General features: G+C 64.4%; 18 protein-coding genes. 11 read left to right on the top strand and 7 right to left on the bottom strand.

The features are described 5' to 3' along the window. Positions 1–95 precede the first annotated feature (95 nt). Entirely contained in the window at positions 96–1115 is a 1020-nt protein-coding gene (gene flgA / locus C5N93_RS18935) for a flagellar basal body P-ring formation chaperone FlgA (protein WP_242560498.1), read from the bottom strand. A 434-nt stretch (positions 1116–1549) separates the two neighbouring features. Here flgA and flgB point away from each other — a divergent pair, with 434 nt between their 5' ends. The 11 genes from flgB to flgL all read left to right on the top strand — a co-directional run bounded on the left by flgB (position 1550) and on the right by flgL (position 12491). Further along, the gene (gene flgB, locus C5N93_RS18930; protein WP_069344614.1) at positions 1550–1990 is read left to right on the top strand and encodes a flagellar basal body rod protein FlgB; all 441 of its coding nucleotides are present in this window, start codon (positions 1550–1552) and stop codon (positions 1988–1990) included. A 5-nt stretch (positions 1991–1995) separates the two neighbouring features. Continuing rightward, the gene (gene flgC / locus C5N93_RS18925) at positions 1996–2400 is read left to right on the top strand and encodes a flagellar basal body rod protein FlgC (RefSeq protein ID WP_150722825.1); all 405 of its coding nucleotides are present in this window, start codon (positions 1996–1998) and stop codon (positions 2398–2400) included. 23 nt (positions 2401–2423) lie between these two features. After that, positions 2424–3152, top strand: coding sequence for a flagellar hook assembly protein FlgD (gene flgD, locus C5N93_RS18920; protein WP_069344490.1), 729 nt, complete (start codon positions 2424–2426; stop codon positions 3150–3152). Positions 3153–3240: 88 nt separating this feature from the next. Beyond that, positions 3241–4497 (top strand): flagellar hook protein FlgE, encoded by a 1257-nt coding sequence (flgE, locus tag C5N93_RS18915; protein WP_242560497.1) that lies wholly within the window; start codon positions 3241–3243, stop codon positions 4495–4497. Between the two features lie 42 nt (positions 4498–4539). Continuing rightward, a complete protein-coding gene (locus C5N93_RS18910) occupies positions 4540–5283 on the top strand; it encodes a flagellar basal body rod protein FlgF (protein WP_069344492.1) in 744 nt (247 codons plus the stop codon). A 72-nt stretch (positions 5284–5355) separates the two neighbouring features. Beyond that, a complete protein-coding gene (gene flgG, locus C5N93_RS18905; RefSeq protein WP_069344493.1) occupies positions 5356–6138 on the top strand; it encodes a flagellar basal-body rod protein FlgG in 783 nt (260 codons plus the stop codon). Positions 6139–6220: 82 nt separating this feature from the next. Continuing rightward, positions 6221–6934, top strand: coding sequence for a flagellar basal body L-ring protein FlgH (locus tag C5N93_RS18900; protein WP_242560496.1), 714 nt, complete (start codon positions 6221–6223; stop codon positions 6932–6934). Between the two features lie 131 nt (positions 6935–7065). Next, positions 7066–8133, top strand: a complete 1068-nt coding sequence (locus C5N93_RS18895) for a flagellar basal body P-ring protein FlgI (RefSeq protein ID WP_069344615.1) — start codon at positions 7066–7068, stop codon at positions 8131–8133. Between the two features lies 1 nt (position 8134). After that, the gene (gene flgJ, locus C5N93_RS18890) at positions 8135–9022 is read left to right on the top strand and encodes a flagellar assembly peptidoglycan hydrolase FlgJ (RefSeq protein ID WP_242560495.1); all 888 of its coding nucleotides are present in this window, start codon (positions 8135–8137) and stop codon (positions 9020–9022) included. A 227-nt stretch (positions 9023–9249) separates the two neighbouring features. Beyond that, entirely contained in the window at positions 9250–11238 is a 1989-nt protein-coding gene (gene flgK / locus C5N93_RS18885) for a flagellar hook-associated protein FlgK (protein WP_242560494.1), read from the top strand. A gap of 17 nt (positions 11239–11255) precedes the next feature. Beyond that, complete coding sequence (flgL, locus tag C5N93_RS18880) at positions 11256–12491, top strand: flagellar hook-associated protein FlgL (protein WP_242560493.1); 1236 nt, start codon at positions 11256–11258, stop codon at positions 12489–12491. A 99-nt stretch (positions 12492–12590) separates the two neighbouring features. On the opposite strand, the gene fliR is transcribed toward flgL, so the two are convergent. The 6 genes from fliR to fliM are packed head-to-tail and all read right to left on the bottom strand — an operon-like array spanning position 12591 to position 16589. Continuing rightward, entirely contained in the window at positions 12591–13382 is a 792-nt protein-coding gene (gene fliR, locus C5N93_RS18875) for a flagellar biosynthetic protein FliR (RefSeq protein WP_069344498.1), read from the bottom strand. An 11-nt stretch (positions 13383–13393) separates the two neighbouring features. Next, complete coding sequence (gene fliQ / locus C5N93_RS18870; protein ID WP_069344499.1) at positions 13394–13663, bottom strand: flagellar biosynthesis protein FliQ; 270 nt, start codon at positions 13661–13663, stop codon at positions 13394–13396. A gap of 16 nt (positions 13664–13679) precedes the next feature. After that, positions 13680–14528, bottom strand: a complete 849-nt coding sequence (gene fliP / locus C5N93_RS18865) for a flagellar type III secretion system pore protein FliP (RefSeq protein WP_242560913.1) — start codon at positions 14526–14528, stop codon at positions 13680–13682. A 26-nt stretch (positions 14529–14554) separates the two neighbouring features. Further along, positions 14555–15154 carry a flagellar biosynthetic protein FliO gene (fliO, locus tag C5N93_RS18860; RefSeq protein WP_242560492.1) on the bottom strand — a complete coding sequence of 200 codons (600 nt, stop codon included), beginning with the start codon at positions 15152–15154 and terminating at the stop codon, positions 14555–14557. Next, the gene (gene fliN, locus C5N93_RS18855; protein WP_083254245.1) at positions 15151–15591 is read right to left on the bottom strand and encodes a flagellar motor switch protein FliN; all 441 of its coding nucleotides are present in this window, start codon (positions 15589–15591) and stop codon (positions 15151–15153) included. Before fliN ends, fliO begins: the two co-directional genes overlap by 4 nt. Further along, positions 15591–16589: a flagellar motor switch protein FliM gene (gene fliM / locus C5N93_RS18850; protein ID WP_069344501.1), complete on the bottom strand. Its 999-nt coding sequence runs from the start codon at positions 16587–16589 to the stop codon at positions 15591–15593. Before fliM ends, fliN begins: the two co-directional genes overlap by 1 nt. Positions 16590–16591: the final 2 nt, after the last annotated feature.

The following is a 16591-nucleotide window of genomic DNA, read 5'->3' as shown; positions in this document are numbered from 1 at the left end:
GCATTATCCGCCATAACTTTAGGCAAGTAACATCCTGTTACCAGTTCAAGTGCCCGGGTGATTTCAGCGAATACTTAATGATAGTGAGCGATCACTTATAGAGCAACTTCGACTTCGACGTTGCCATTTTTTCCTGTCTTTACCGTGCCGCTGACGACTTGTCCGGCGCGGGTGCGCACCTGTACGGGATCGCCCGCGCTGGCACGCGTGAGCACCTGACCTTCCGTGCTCACTTCGAATCCTGAGCCACGCGAGACCACGCGCACGGTTTGTCCCTGCTGGACGGCAATCGCACTGCGCAGCAGGTCCGAGCGAATCGGCAGACCGGACGTGATCCGGTTCACCGCCACCGTGCCGACGATCTGGCCGGCATCGGTCGCGACCGTACGCGGCAGCAACGTGAGATCGCCCTGACGCGGGGAGAGGTCGTTCGGCCCGATCGTCTCGCCCGGATTGATCTGACGGGCGGCGACGAAGTACGTGGCGTTGATGCTCACGCGGGCTTGCAGATACAGCGTCCATGGACGCTCCCCCGCACAGCGCACGCCGACGCTCGTCGTTCCCCACAGGCGCGCACCGGGCGGCAGGAAGGGTTCGAGCGCCATGCATGCGGGCATGTGGTCCGAGACCGACTCGCCCACGGTGATGCTCACCTGACCGGGCAGGCCGGTCGTCTGCTCGCGCAGAAACCGCTCGGCGGTCTGGCGGATGACCTGGGTGTTCTGGTATTGGGATGGTTGCGGCTGCGCGACTTGCGGCGCTTGCACCGCGACGGCTTGCGGCTGTGCGGGCGCGGCGTTCGCCGTCACCGGACGCACCATGCTCGGCACGTTCGACGCGACACCGCCTGCGGCGGCATTGTTACCGGGGATGACGATGGCGCCGGGACCGAGCGTACTGCCGAGGTTCTGCGCGGCAGGGTCGGTGGCGACACCGGGGTTCACCGCGTTCTGAGCGGCGGCGCAAACCGGGCTGACCATGATGCCGAAGGCTGTTAAGCCGAGCGTCGCAGTCATCAAGCCCGACAGGACCGATCGAAGGCGCGCGCGCTGGCCGCCCCGTTCGCCTTGCGGGCGCGGGGCACGGGCGAGACCGTCGCCGGATTTGCCTGCCATGCTCACTCTCCTTGCGGCCGCTGCCCGAGATGATTTCGGGGCATCCGGCACTCAACCCACTTCAAGCTGTGAAGCCGACGACACCGGGCAGTGTCCCTGTGCCTGGGGGGCGAACCCCGCCCGATGCCGTCAGGAAGCCATTCTAGAGATGTCCCGCGACAGGGCATGGCTCGAAATGGCGGTCAATCTCCTTCCTATTCCTCCGATTGAATCCCAGGGGGTACGCATACGATGCGAAGCATGCCAAAAGGTCCGTATTTTTTCCGGACCCGGCAGGACATCCCGTCTGCGCAGCGCATGACCGCTCATTGCTTGCTGTATCGGCCCGCCACATCAAGCCGTACACGGCCGGGCAGGCACCGCGAGCGCGACGGCAAGGTTTCTTTTGCATCACCCAAGTACCCAGCATCAAGGCAAGCATCAGGCGAGACGAGATCATGGACAAACTGGACGCGGCATTGCGATTCTCCCAGCAGGCGCTGTCGATGCGCGCCTATCGCCAGGAGGTGATCTCGTCGAACATCGCCAACGCCGACACGCCCGGATACAAGGCCCGCGACGTCGACTTCAATAACGCGTTGAGTCAGGCCGTCGAGCGCGGCGCGCAGCAGCAGCTCGCCACCGAGTCGAGCGTGTCGCTCTCGCGTACGTCTTCGCGCCACATCGCCGGGCGCGCCGTCACGAGCGCCCCGCCCATGGGCGGCCCCGAGCTGCTCTACCGCGTGCCTTACCAGCAAAGCGTTGACGGCAACACCGTCGAACTCGATGCCGAGCGTGTGAACTTCGCCGACAACGCCGTGCATTACCAGACGGGCCTCACGGTCCTGACGGGCCAGATCAAGACGATGCTGGCCGCCATCACGAATCAAGGGTAAGCGCCATGCCACTCATGAGCATCTTCGACGTCGCCGGCTCGGCCATGACTGCGCAGTCGCAGCGCATGAACGTGACGGCCAGCAACCTGGCCAACGCCGAATCGGTCACCGGCCCGGACGGCCAGCCGTACCGCGCCAAACAGGTCGTGTTTCAGGTCAACCCGGTTACGGGCACCGATGTGGGCGGGGTGAAGGTCGCCGGCGTGGTAGACGACCCGTCGCCGCTCAAGACCGTGTACGACCCGAAGAATCCGGCAGCGAATGCCCAGGGCTACGTCACCATGCCCAACGTGAATCCGGTGGAAGAGATGGTCAACATGATCTCCGCTTCCCGCTCCTACCAAGCCAACGTCGAAGCGCTGAACACGGCCAAGACGCTCATGCTCAAAACCCTCACGGTCGGCCAGTAAGGGGCCGCGCGGAGACCAGAAAGATGGCCAGCATCAATACGTCGAACACCGGCAACTTCTCGCAGAACTTCCTCGACTCGATCAACGGGACGGCGAACAGCAGCAGCTCGAAGTCGTCGGCCGGCAGCGCAGACGATCTGCAAAACAGCTTCCTCAAGTTGCTCGTCGCCCAGATGAACAACCAGGATCCGCTCAACCCGATGGACAACTCGCAGGTGACGTCCCAGCTCGCGCAGATCAGCACGGTCTCGGGCATCACCCAGTTGAACACCACGCTCTCGTCGGTCACCTCGCAACTGAACTCGACACAGAGCCTGCAAGCGGCGGCGCTGGTCGGCAAGGGCGTGCTGATTCCGGGCACCAACATCGGTGTGGGCAGCACCAAGGCCGACGACGGCACGGTCACGAAGACCGCCACGCCGTTCGGCTTCGAGCTGCCGAGCGACGCCGACACCGTCAAGATCGAGATCAAGGACAGCACCGGCAAGACCATCCGCACCGTGAACGCGGGCGCGCTGGACGCCGGCGTGCAGGCCCTGACGTGGGATGCCAAGGACGATGCCGGCGTGGACGTGGCCGACGGCAAGTACACGCTGAGCGTGACGGCAACGGCCAACGGCAAGGCCGTTACGCCGACGCTGCTCTCGTACGCCCAGGTGCAAAGCGTGGTGGCCAGCACGACCGGCGCACCGCTGCTCAACGTGGGCACGGGCTCGAACATCAAGCTCTCCGACGTACGCGAAATTTTGTAACCGACTCCATCACGACGTAAGTCTTTCACCGAACTCAACGATTGCGTCGCGACACCCGTCGTCGACAACCGAATTTCAGGAGTAACACATGGCCTTTTCGACCGGATTGAGCGGCCTGAACGCCGCTTCCAAGGACCTGGACGTCATCGGCAACAACGTTGCCAACGCGGCCACTGTCGGCTTCAAGCAGGGGCAGGCGCAATTCGCCGACATCTACGCGAACTCGCTGTTCGGCGCGGGTAACAACACCGTCGGTATCGGTACGCGTGTGGCGGCCATCGCGCAGCAGTTCACGCAGGGCGACATCACGGTCACGAACCGTCAGCTCGACCTGGCGATCTCGGGTAACGGCTTCTTCCGCGTGTCGAACAACGGCACCATCGCCTACACGCGCAACGGCCAGTTCTCGCTCGACAAGAACGGCTTCATCGTCGATTCGAACGGCGATCACCTGACCGGTTATCTGGCCGGCCCGAACGGCATCATCAACAGCGTCTCGCCGGTCGATCTGCAAATCCCGACGGGCGATCTGGCCCCGACGGCCACCAAGAAGATCACGGGTCAGTTCAACCTCGACTCGCGCAGCGCCGTCAACACCACGCCGTTCTCGATCACCGATCCAAACTCGTACACCAACGCCACGTCGCTCAAGGTCTACGACTCGCTGGGCAATTCGCACGACGTCAACCTGTACTTCAAGAAGACGGGCGTCGACGCCACGACCAACAACGCCACGTGGACCGTGTACGCCTCGGTCGACGGCACGACGCAGGTCGGCACCGGCGCGATCGGCACGCTGACGTTCAACTCGTCGGGCAGCCTGATCTCGCAGACGGATTCGACCGGCGCTACCGTGACTGGCCCGATCACCCTGCCGACGATCACCTACGGCAACGGCGCGGCACAGGGCAACCTGACGCTGAACCTCACGGGTACCACGCAGTTCGGTAACAGCTACACGCCGAACACGCTCACGCAGGACGGTTACTCGTCGGGTCGCCTGACCGGCTTCACGTTCAACGCCGACGGCACCATCGTCGGTACGTACTCGAACACGCAGTCGATGGTGCTCGGTCAGGTCGCGCTGGCGAACTTCAACAACGTGAACGGCCTGATCCCGCTGGGCAACAACCTCTGGTCGGAATCGGCTGCCTCGGGCATTCCGATCGTGGGCGTGCCGGGCGGCACGAACCTCGGCAAGCTTCAGGCGGGCGCCGTCGAAGCCTCGAACGTCGACCTGACGGCCGAACTGGTCCACATGATCACCGCGCAGCGCAACTATCAGGCTAACGCGCAGACGATCAAGACGGAAGACCAGTTGATGCAGACGATGGTCAACCTGTAAGACGGAGCGAGCGCGTATGCGTAACTTGCAGGAGGGGCGTCGATGGATCGTCTGATCTATGTGGCCATGACCGGTGCGAAGCAGGCGATGGAGCAGCAATCGACCACCGCCAACAATCTGGCGAACGTCTCGACGCCGGGCTTCCGCGCCCAGCTCTCGGCGTTTCGTCAGGCGCCGGTGCGCGCCGCCGACGGCTCGACGGGTACGCGCACGTTCGTCACGACGTCCACGCCGGGCACCGATTTCACGCCCGGCGCCATGCAGCAGACCGGTCGCGCGCTCGACGTGGCGATTCAGGGACAGGGCTGGCTGGCCGTGCGCGACGCGCAGGGCCGCGAAGCCTACACCCGTGGCGGTAACCTCGAAATGACGGCCGACGGCCAGATCACGCTGCACGGCCTGCCGGTCATGACCGACGCCGGGCCTGCGGCGGTGCCGCCGGGCGCGTCGGTGACCGTGGGGACCGACGGCACGATCTCGGCGCTGGGGCAGGGCGATCCGCCCAACTCCATCGCCGTGATGGGGCAGTTGAAGCTGGTCAATCCGCCGGAAGGCAATCTGGTGCGCGGTGACGACGGGCTGTTCCGTCAGGCCAATAACGCACCGGCGCAGGTCGATCCGAATGTCGTGGTGGTCGCGGGCTCGATCGAGACCAGCAACGTCAATCCGGTGAGCGGTCTCGTGAACATGATTTCGCAGTCGCGGGCCTTCGAGATGCAGATGAAGATGCTGCAGACGGCCGATACCAACGAACAATCCGCCAACCAGTTGCTGAACTTCAGCTAACCGGCGTCGGATGCACCGGACTCGCCAGCGGCGAGAACGCGCACCGCCACCGTACACGGGGAGAAACATCCAATGATCCGTTCGCTCTACATCGCTGCCACCGGCATGAATGCCCAGCAGACGAACATGGACGTGATTTCGAACAACCTCGCCAACACCAGCACGAACGGCTTCAAGAAAGGCCGCGCGGTGTTCGAGGATCTGCTGTATCAGACGATCCGCCAGCCGGGCGCGCAGTCGTCGCAACAGACGCTGCTGCCGTCGGGCCTGCAACTGGGCACGGGCGTGCGTCCGGCCGCGACCGAGCGCATCTTCACGCAGGGCAACCTGACGTCGACGAACAACGCGAAGGACGTGGCCATCAACGGCGACGGCTTCTTCCAGGTGCTCATGCCGGACGGCACGACCGCCTACACGCGCGACGGCTCGTTCCAGGTCGACAACAACGGCCAGCTCGTGACGGCGTCGGGCTATCCGATTCAGCCGGCGATCACGATTCCCGCCAACGCCCTGTCGCTGACCATCGCGCGCGACGGTACGGTGTCGGTCACGCAGCCGGGCAACACGGCCAACGTGCAGATCGGTACGTTCCAGCTCGCCACGTTCATCAACAACGCCGGCCTGCAAAGCATGGGCGAGAACCTGTACGCCGAGACGGCGGCATCGGGCGCGCCGAACGTGGCGCAACCGGGCACCAACGGCGCGGGCGTGCTCAACCAGAACTACGTCGAAACGTCGAACGTGAACGTGGTCGAAGAGCTCGTGAACATGATTTCCGCGCAGCGCGCTTACGAAATCAACTCGAAGGCCGTGACGGCATCCGACCAGATGCTGCAACGTCTGACGCAGATGTAAGCGGCGGCCCGGCATGCCGGGCCATTGCACCACCGCGTCATTGCGCCGCAAACGTAGTCAGTACTTGGGAATGAACGTCGATATGTCCGCACGAAAGACCGAAAAGCAACGCAGCGCAGGCCTGGCGCGGTTTCTTGCGCTCGTGGCCGCCACTGCGCTGACCGGTCTCGCGGGCTGCGCCTACGTGCCGCAGGAGCCGGTCGTCAACGGACCGACGACCACGCGTCCGCCGCCCCCGCCGGTGGCGGCCGATCCGGAAGGCTCGATCTACCGTCCGCTGTACTCGAACCGTCCGCTGTTCGAGGATCGCCGTCCGCGTAATGTGGGCGACATCCTCACGATCGTCATCAACGAAAACACGGCGGCGAGCAAGAACTCGGCAGCCAACACCACGCGCGCCGGCAGCGGCAATCTGACGCTGAACCAGACGCCCGGGGTGATCGGCGGCGTGCTCAACAATCAGGCGCTCGACGCCAGCGGCGCGAACAAGTTCGACGCCAAGGGTGCCGCCAACGCCAACAACGTGTTCTCCGGTCAGATCACCGTGACCGTGATGGAAGTGCTGTCCAACGGCAACCTTGCGGTCGCCGGGGAAAAGCAGATCGCCATCAACCAGGGCACGGAGTACATCAAGTTTTCGGGCATCGTCAGCCCGCAGACGATTTCGGGCGCGAATACCGTGCCTTCGACGCAGGTGGCCGATGCGCGCATCGAATACCGTGGCAAGGGCTACATCAACGAAGCCGAAACCATGGGCTGGCTGCAACGCTTCTTCCTTAACGTTTCGCCCTTCTGATGTCGATCATGCCGTTCCCGTCGCGCCGCGCGCCCAACCTTCGCCCTCTGCGTCAGTCGCGCCAATCGCTTGGCCGCAGCGTCTGCACGCTGGCCGTGGCGGCAGCCGTGAGCGTGGCCGGCGCAGCCGCCATGCTCGCACCCGGCGTGGCGCATGCCGAGCGTCTGAAGGAGCTGGCGTCGATTCAGGGCGTGCGCGACAACCAGTTGATCGGCTACGGCCTCGTCGCCGGTCTCGACAACTCGGGCGACCAGACGACCCAGACACCGTTCACGGTGCAGAGCATGACGAACATGCTCTCGCAGTTGGGGATTACCGTCGCGCCCGGCACCAACATGCAGTTGAAGAACGTGGCCGCCGTGATGGTGACGGCCACGCTGCCGGCATTCACGCGTCCCGGTCAGGCGATCGACGTGGTGGTCTCGTCGATGGGTAACGCCAAGAGCCTGCGCGGCGGCACGCTGCTGATGACGCCGCTCAAGGGCCCGGACGGACAGGTCTACGCGCTGGCGCAGGGCAACCTGCTGATCGGCGGCGCGGGCGCATCGGCCAATGGGTCGAGCGTGACCATCAACCAACTGGCCTCGGGCCGGATTCCGAGCGGGGCCATCGTGGAGCGGGCCGTGCCGACCGCCATGGGCGGCCAGCCGGGCACCGTGCAGATGGAGCTCAATGCCACCGACTTCTCGACCGCGCAGCGCGTGGTCGATGCCGTGAACCGGCGCTTTGGCTACGGCACGGCGCAGGCGCTCGACGGCCGCGTGATCCTGTTGCGCACGCCGACCGATCCGTCGTCGCGCGTGCAATTCCTCGCGCAGCTCGAAAGTCTGGAAGTGCGCCCGGACAACACGGCTGCGCGCGTCATCATCAACGCCCGTACCGGTTCGGTGGTGATGAACCAGAACGTGACGATCCAGCAATGCGCCGTGGCGCACGGCAACCTGTCGGTCGTCATCGATACGCAGAACAATGTGAGCCAGCCGGCGCCGTTCTCGGGCGGTCAGACGGTCGTGGCCCCGAATTCGCAAATCTCCGTCCAACAGGAGAACAACGCGCTCAAGATGGTCAAAGCGGGCGCCAACCTCGCCGACGTCGTCAAGGCGCTGAACTCGCTGGGAGCGAGTCCGGCAGACCTGATGTCGATTCTGCAGGCCATGAAGGCCTCGGGCGCCCTGCGCGCCGATCTGGAGATCATCTGATATGGCCGACGGCAACCGCCTGAGCGGTGCGGCAGGCAACAACCTGCCCGATCTGACGCAACGCGCAGCCTACGAAATGCAAGGCCTCACGGCCCTGCGTGCCGCTGCGCACCAGCAAACGCCGCAGGCCACGCAGCAGGCGGCCAAGCAGTTCGAGGCTGTCTTCACGCAGATGATGGTCAAGAGCATGCGCGACGCCACCATGTCCGGCGGCCTGCTCGGCAGCGATCAGGAAAAGATGTTCAACGGCATGCTCGACGATCAGCTCGCGCAGCAGTTGGCGTCGCACAAGGGCATCGGCCTGGCCGACCTCATGCTCAAGCAGCTTGCCAAGACGGGTACCACGCTGCCGCCGGCGGCCACGGGCCGTCAGCAGTCGCTGGCCGGTCGTGCGTACAACGCCGCGGATGCGATCGGTGTGGCCGACGGCGCCCCGGCGGCCGCCGGCGAGTTCGTCGACCGTATGGCCAGCGCGGCACAGAACGCCAGCGCGAACAGCGGCATTCCGGCGCGTTTCATGCTGAGTCAGGCGGCGCTGGAGTCCGGTTGGGGCAAGCGCGAGATCCGTCGTGCGGACGGCAGCACCAGCCATAACGTGTTCGGTATCAAGGCGGGCAAGAACTGGAACGGCCCGACCGTGGAAGTGGCGACGACCGAGTACGTGAACGGCCAGCCGCGCAAAGTCATGGCCAAGTTCCGCGCCTACGGCTCGTACGACGAGGCGTTCGCCGACTACGCCAACCTCATTTCGAACAACCCGCGTTATTCGTCGGTCGTGGCGAGCGCCAACGACGCCGCCAGCTTTGCCAACAATCTGCAACGGGCGGGCTACGCGACCGATCCGCAGTACGCCAACAAGCTGATGAAGGTCATGAAGCACTTCACCTGAGGGTGAGGCCGCGCCGGATGGCGTGGGGGCAGGACTGGCGGGATCCGTGGGATCAACGGGATCTGCCGGGGATGGCGCCGGTTCCCGCCGGAAGCTGACGGAAAACGGGACGAAAACAAGGCGGGCGTCGGCCTCAATTTTGTCGCCGGGCTGCCGTAAACACATCGGTAACGGTGCGCATCGGACTTTTTGCCGCAGGGCGCGCCCCCAACTCAAGCCGCGAGATCATGAGCCTAATCAATATTGGCATGAGCGGGCTGAACGCCGCCCAGTTCGCCCTCAGCACCACCGGCAACAACGTCGCCAACTCGGGCACGGCCGGCTATAACCGTCAGATCGTCGACTACTCTCAGGCGGCCAGTCAGTACGCCGGTGTCGGCTATCTGGGCTCGGGCGTGCTGGTCAACGACGTCTCGCGCGTGTACAGCCAGTTCCTGTCGAACCAGACGAACCAGGCGCAGACCCAGTACAGCCAGCTCAATACGTACTACCAGCAGATCTCGCAGATCAACAACGCGCTGGGCAGCTCGACGACCGGCCTTTCGGCCACGATGAGCCAGTTCTTCACGAACTTGCAGAACATCGTGTCGGCCCCGGCCAACTCGGCAACGCGCGCGACGGTCGTGTCGTCGGCACAGACGCTCGCCAGCATGTTCCAGTCGCTCTCGGGCACGCTGTCCACCCTGCGCAGCAGCACGAACGCCAGCATTGCCCAGTCGACCGACCAGATCAACGTCTACGCCAAGCAGATCGCCGAGCTCAACGACGCCATCGTGCAGGCGCAGGCCAATGGCGGCGGCGCCACGCCGAACGACCTGCTCGACCAGCGGGATCTGGCCGTCTCCCAGCTCAACGCCATCATCCAGACCAACGTGGTCAAGGCGCAAGACGGCACGTACAACGTCTATGTCGGTAACGGGCAATCGCTCGTAACGGGCAATTCCGCGTACCAGCTCACGACGATGGCGTCGACCAACGACCCGTCGGAACTCACCATCGCGTACGTCACGCCCAGCGGCACGAAGGTGCCGGTGCCAGAATCGTCGATCACCGGCGGCTCGCTCGCCGGCTTGCTGTCGTTCCGCAGCGGCGCACTGACGCAGGCCCAGAACTCGCTCGGCCAGATCGGCCTGTCGCTCGCCGGCACGTTCAACGCGCAGAACCAGTTGGGGCTCGACCTCTACGGCCAGCTCGGCGGGAATGTCTTTACCGTGCCGAACCCGACCATCGTCGCCAACGCGAATAACTCGAATAACGCCGTACTCAATTCGAAGATCACCGACGCGTCGAAGGTCACGGCCAGCGACTACACGGTGACGTACGACGGCACAAACTACACCATGACCCGCCAGACGGACGGCGCGAAGTGGACCGCACCGGCCCCCGCCACGCCGGGTGCTCCGCTGACCTTCACGGACAGCGGCGGCAAGGCGTTCGACGACGGCTTCAACGTCACGGTCGGCAACATGGTGGCCGGCGACAGCTTCACCATCGAGCCGACGCGCAACGCCGCCGGCAACATCAGCGTGGCGATCACCGACCCGGGCAAGATTGCGCTGGCCGCACCGATTCTCGCGTCCACGCCGTCGACCAACACCGGTTCGCTCAAGACCGATCAGGGCACGGTCGATGCCAACTATCTGGCCGCGCCGCTGACGTCGCCCGTCACGTTCACGTTCAGCAAGAACGCGACGACGGGAGCGATCACGCTGGTGGCGCCGTCGCCGATGACGGTGACCGTGAACGGCACGACGACGACCTACGCTGCCGGCGACACGGTGCCTTACGACGCCGCGAGCGGCGCGAAGATCACGCTCGGCGGCATGACCGTGAACGTCAGCGGTACTCCGGCAGACGGCGACAAGCTGACCATCGCCCCGAACGCCTCGGGGGCGACGACGGACAACCGCAACGGGCTGGCACTCTCGGCGTTGCAAAACGACAAGACGAAGGTCGGCGGCAAGGACAGCTACGCCAGCGCCTACGCCAATCTGGTCTCGTTTGTCGGTTCCACCACGAACACGTACAAGGCGACGAGCGCTGCGCAGCAAACGCTGCTCAAGCAGGCGCAGACCGCCCAGCAGTCCAATTCCGGCGTGAGCCTCGACGAAGAAGCCGCCAACCTGATCAAGTTCCAACAGCTCTATCAGGCCAACTCGAAGGTCATCCAGACCGCGTCGCAGCTGTTCGACACGATTCTGCAGATGGTCAACTAAGGCTGAGGAGACGAAAAATGCGCATCAGCACCAGCATGATTTTCGATCAGGGAGCGTCGGCCATGAGCCGCAACACTTCCGATCTGCTCAACACGCAGGCGCAGCTCTCGTCGGGCAAGCGCGTGACCACGCCGAGCGACGATCCGCTCGCGTCGGCGCAGGCCGTGGCCGTGTCGCAGGACAAGGACATGAACGCGCAGTACGCGACGAACCGCAATTCGGCGACGACCGCGTTCCAGCTCGAAGACCAGACCTTCGGCAGCATCGTCAACACGTTGCAGCACGTCATGTCGCAGGTCGTGGCGGCCGGTAGCGCTTCGCTCAACGACAACGATCGCTCGGCGATCGCGACCGATCTGCAATCGAGCTTCCAGCAGTTGCTCTCGCTCGCCAACACGACCGACGCGAACGGCCAGTACCTGTTCTCGGGCTTCATGGGCAATTCGGCGGCTTACGTCGCCACGCCGACCGGCGCGAGCTACGCGGGCGACACGGGTATCCGGTATGTTCAGGTCGGCCCGAACCGCCAGATCCCGATCAACGACATCGGCTCGAACATCTTCCAGGCGATCCAGCCGGCCACGGCGAGCACGGTGATCAGCGGCAGCCTGTCGAACACGGGCACGGCGACGTATACGCCGGTTTCGACGACCGATGTGACCAATGCGGGCGCCAACCATCAGTTCTCGATCAACTTCGCGATCGACAACACGACCACGCCGCCGACCACGAACTACACGATCAAGGATCTGACGAACACGACGACGCCGGACGTCACGGGCGTGTACACATCGGGCCAGCCGATCACGTTCGCCGGCAAGTCGGTGACGTTCACGGGCGATCCCGGAAATGGCGACACCTTCAAGGTGGATCCCCCGGGCAAGTCCAGCACGAACGTGTTCGACAACCTGCAAGCCTTGATCAACACGCTCAAGACGCCGATCAGCGCACAGGGTCCGTCGGGCTCGGCCAACATGACGAACGCGCTGACGACGTTCAACCAGATGTTCAGCAACAGCTACGACAACGTGACGACGGTGCGCACGACGGTCGGCTCGCGCATGAACGAGGTGTCGACGCTCAACGACATCGGCAGCGCCAACGATCTGGCGTACACGTCGCAGTTGCAGGATCTGCTCGACGTGGACATCATCTCGGCGACGAGCCAGTTCGCGCAGCAGCAGGCGTCGCTGCAAGCCTCGCAGCAGACCTTCATTCAGACGCAGAAGCTGTCGCTGTTCAGCCTGCTCTGATCCTGACGCTGCAATGATGGACCGGCCACCCGCGCGGGTGGCCTGTTTCTTTTTGTGCAACGAAAACGGTGACGTCGACCGGACTGAAAGCCCCGCCGCTCAGGGCTTGGGTACGAACGCGGCGGTCGCGCGGATCATCATGTCGATGCCGATGGCGTTGAAGTGGTCCATCACGGGCGCGATGCGCGGCATCATCAGTTCGAGTACCACCAGACCCACGCCCAGCGTGAGCGGGAAGCCCACCGCGAAGATGTTCAGCTGCGGCGCGGCGCGGTTCAGAATGCCCAGCGCCAGATTACAGATCAGCAGCGCCGCGACGAGCGGCAGCGAGAGCATCAGCGCCAGGGTGAACAACTGGCCCCCCAGCATCGCGAGGTAATGCCAGCCGCCGACCGATAGCGGTGTGCTCGAGATCGGCAACACGTCGAAACTCTGGACCAGCGTCGCGTACATCACCAGATGCCCGTTGGTCGCGAGGAACACGAGCATGATGACCACGTTGAGCAACATGCCGAGCACGGCAGTGCTGCCGTCGGCGTTGGGGTTGAGCAGCGTGGCGAAGGACAACCCCATTTGCAGGCCGACGAAGTCGCCCGCCATGCTCACGGCAGAGAACACGATCTGCATGCACCAGCCGAGCGCCGCACCGATGATCATCTGCTGGACGAGTATCCACAGGCCTTCCCACGAGAACGGCGAGACGGCCGGCGCCGGGCCGATCACCGGCGCAAGCGTGAGCGCGACGATGCCCGCCAGACCGATCTTGACCGTACCCGGCACCCGCGAGTCGCCGAACAGCGGCGCGGTCATGGACAGTGCCAGCAGACGCACGAACGGGAAGAGGAACGTCGCGATGACGCCCGAGAGCTGGTCGTAGGTGAAGCTGATCAAGGCCGGACGGCTTACCCGACGAGGCCGGGAATGCCGGTGAGCAACTGGCGCATGTAGTCGACCATCAGGTTGAGCATCCACGGCCCGGCAATCACGAGCGTGATGAACACGGCGAGCAGCTTGGGAATGAACGACAGCGTCATTTCATTGATCTGCGTGGCCGCCTGAAACAGGCTCACGAGCAGACCGGAGACGAGCGCGACGATCAGCAGCGGGGCCGCGAGCAGCAGACACACCTGCATGGCTTGATGGGCCAGCGCCATGACGGTTTCCGGAGTCATCTCGGTGGCCTCCCCGCTACATCGTGAAGCTCTGGGCCAGCGAGCCCAGCAGCAATTGCCAGCCGTCGACCACCACGAACAGCATCAGCTTGAACGGCAGCGACACGGTGGAGGGCGAGACCATCATCATCCCCATGGCCATCAGCACGCTCGCAACCACCAGATCGATGATCAGGAACGGGATGAAGATCGTGAAGCCGATCTGGAATGCCGTCTTGAGCTCGCTCGTGGCGAAGGCGGGCACGAGAATGCGCATCGGCACGTCCTCGGGACCGTTCATCGGCGGGGTCTTGGCAAGCTTGGCGAAGAGCGCGAGGTCCGCTTCGCGGGTCTGCTTGAGCATGAACGAATGGAACGGCCTGGCGCCGGTGTCGATCGCCTGCTCGAAGCTGATCTTGTTCGCGGCGAACGGCTGATAGGCGTTCGTGTAGACCTGATCGAAGACCGGCGACATGACGAAGAACGTCAGGAACAGCGCGAGTCCGATGAGGATCTGGTTCGGCGGCGAGGTCGTCACGCCGATGGCATGGCGCAGCAACGAGAGCACGATGATGATGCGCGTGAAGGCCGTCATCATCAGCAACATCGCGGGCAGGAAGCCCAGCGACGTGAGCAGCAGCATCGTCTGCACGGACAGCGAATACGTCTGTCCGCCGCCGGGGGCCGGTGTCGTGGTGAATGCCGGTAAGGTGGCCTGCGCGAACGCCGTGCCCGGCCATGCCAGACAGAGCACGCAGGCGAGGCAAGCGAGACCGAGGAGCGCCAGACCGGACAGAGCGGACGGGAGCCGGGATCGGCCCGAAGCCCGGTCGGGCGTGCCCCGATGGGACGGCGTCGCATCGTGCGTCGCGGCCCAGCCGGTCATTTGCCCCAACGACATGCCGCGCGACATCAGGTGTCCTTCTTCATGGATTCGCGCAGTTTTTGCGCAAAGGCTTGCGCGGCGCGATTGGCCTGAGCCCCCGGATGGGCGACAGCGGGGGCGGCGGGCAGATCGGCGACGCGATCAGCGTCGATGACGTGCAGGCTGCGGACCTGTCCCGGCGCCACGCCGAGCACGACCCAGTCGCCCGCGACTTCCACGACCACCACGCGCTCGCGTTGTCCCACAGCGGCGCTACCTACGATACGTACGTTGCCGCCACCCAGCGGTCGTTGCAGCCCGAAGCGTTTGGCCAGCCACGCCAGCCCGAACAGCAGTGCGAGCACGAGCACGAGACCGAAGCCCGTCTGTACGATGCCTGCGCCGCCAAGGCTCGGTACGGCCGCCGCCTGCGATGCGGCACCCTGAGCGTGGGCGCTGGAGACGAACAGACCGCCGAAGCCGGCGAAGACCGCGCCGGCGATCAGACGGGCCGGGCGGATGGGAGAGGGCAGGCGCCGCGCCATGGCTTGAACGGCGTGAGCGACGGTACGAGCGGACGCCGCCGTCGTGGCGGTGCTTGCCGCAGCACGCCGCACGGGCTTGCCGCGGACTTTCGTTGCAATCATCGGTTGAGCTTACGGATGCGTTCGGATGGCGTGATGATATCAGTCAGGCGGATGCCGAACTTGTCGTTCACGACCACCACTTCGCCCTGGGCGATGAGGCATCCGTTGACCAGCACGTCCATCGGCTCGCCGGCCATGCCGTCGAGCTCCACCACCGAACCCTGTGCCAGTTGCAGCAGGTTCTTGATGGCGATCTTGGTGCGGCCCAGCTCCACGGTCATCTGGACCGGGATGTCGAGGATCAGATCGATGTCGTTGTGTGTCGCCGTTGCAGGGTTACCCGCAGTGGCGGCCAGCGGCTGGAACACGGGGGCGGCAGCCGGTTGGGGGGCTGCGGCGGGCTGCGGCTCGGCAGCGGTCTGCTCCGCCATGGCACTGGCCCACTCGTCCGCCATGGCCTGGGCGTCGTCACCGGGCGTTTGAGGGGTATCGCTCATCACTCGTTGTCCTTCGTGTAATCGCTGTGCGAATGGTTGATCATCTGGTTCACGCGCAGCGCGTATTGACCATTGAAGACGCCGTAATTGCAGTGCATCACGGGCACGCCGTCGACCTTGGCTTCAAGCACCTCTGGTACGTCGAGCGGAATCACGTCGCCCACGCGCATGTTGAGCAACTGCGAGAGCGTCATGTCGATCTGGGCCAGATTCGTCACGATCTCCACATCGGCGGCCTGCACCTGTTGCGAGAGCAGACGCACCCAGCGCTTGTCGACTTCGAGCGTTTCGCCTTGCAGCGGGCTCGAGAGCTGATCGCGCAGCGGCTCGATCATCGAGTAGGGCATGCAGATGTGGAATTCGCCGCCGGCCGAGCCGAACTCGATGTCGAACGTGGTCGTGACCACGACCTCGTTGGGCGTGGCGACGTTCGCGAACTGCGTGTGCATTTCGGCGCGCACGTACTCGAATTCGACCGGATGCACCGGCTTCCAAGAGGCACCATAGTTCTCGAACACCAGATCGAGCAGGCGCGCGATGATGCGCTGCTCGGTCTGCGTGAAGTCGCGCCCTTCGACGCGCGTATGGAACCGGCCGTCGCCGCCGAACAGGTTGTCCACCACGAGGAACACGAGGTTCGGATCGAACACGAACAGCGCCGTGCCGCGCAGCGGTTTGATGTGGACCAGGTTGAGGTTGGTCGGGACAGGCAGGTTGCGAATGAACTCGCTGTACTTCTGTACACGCACCGGGCTCACCGAGATTTCGGCGCTACGGCGCATGAAGTTGAACAGCGCAATGCGGAACAGTCGCGAGAAGCGGTCGTTGATGATTTCGAGCGTGGGCATGCGCCCGCGCACGATGCGCTCTTGCGTCGCGATGTTGTATGGCCTGATGCCGGAATGATCTTCCGACTCCGACCGGTCATCCTGTTCGCCGGTGACACCCTTCAGAAGGGCATCGACTTCTTCCTGCGACAGGAACTCCTCATGCGCCATGA

Source organism: Pandoraea sp. LA3, from assembly GCF_022696215.1.
In the GTDB taxonomy this organism is placed as follows: Bacteria; Pseudomonadota; Gammaproteobacteria; order Burkholderiales; family Burkholderiaceae; genus Pandoraea; species Pandoraea capi.
This window is presented reverse-complemented; position numbering and strand designations above follow the sequence as displayed.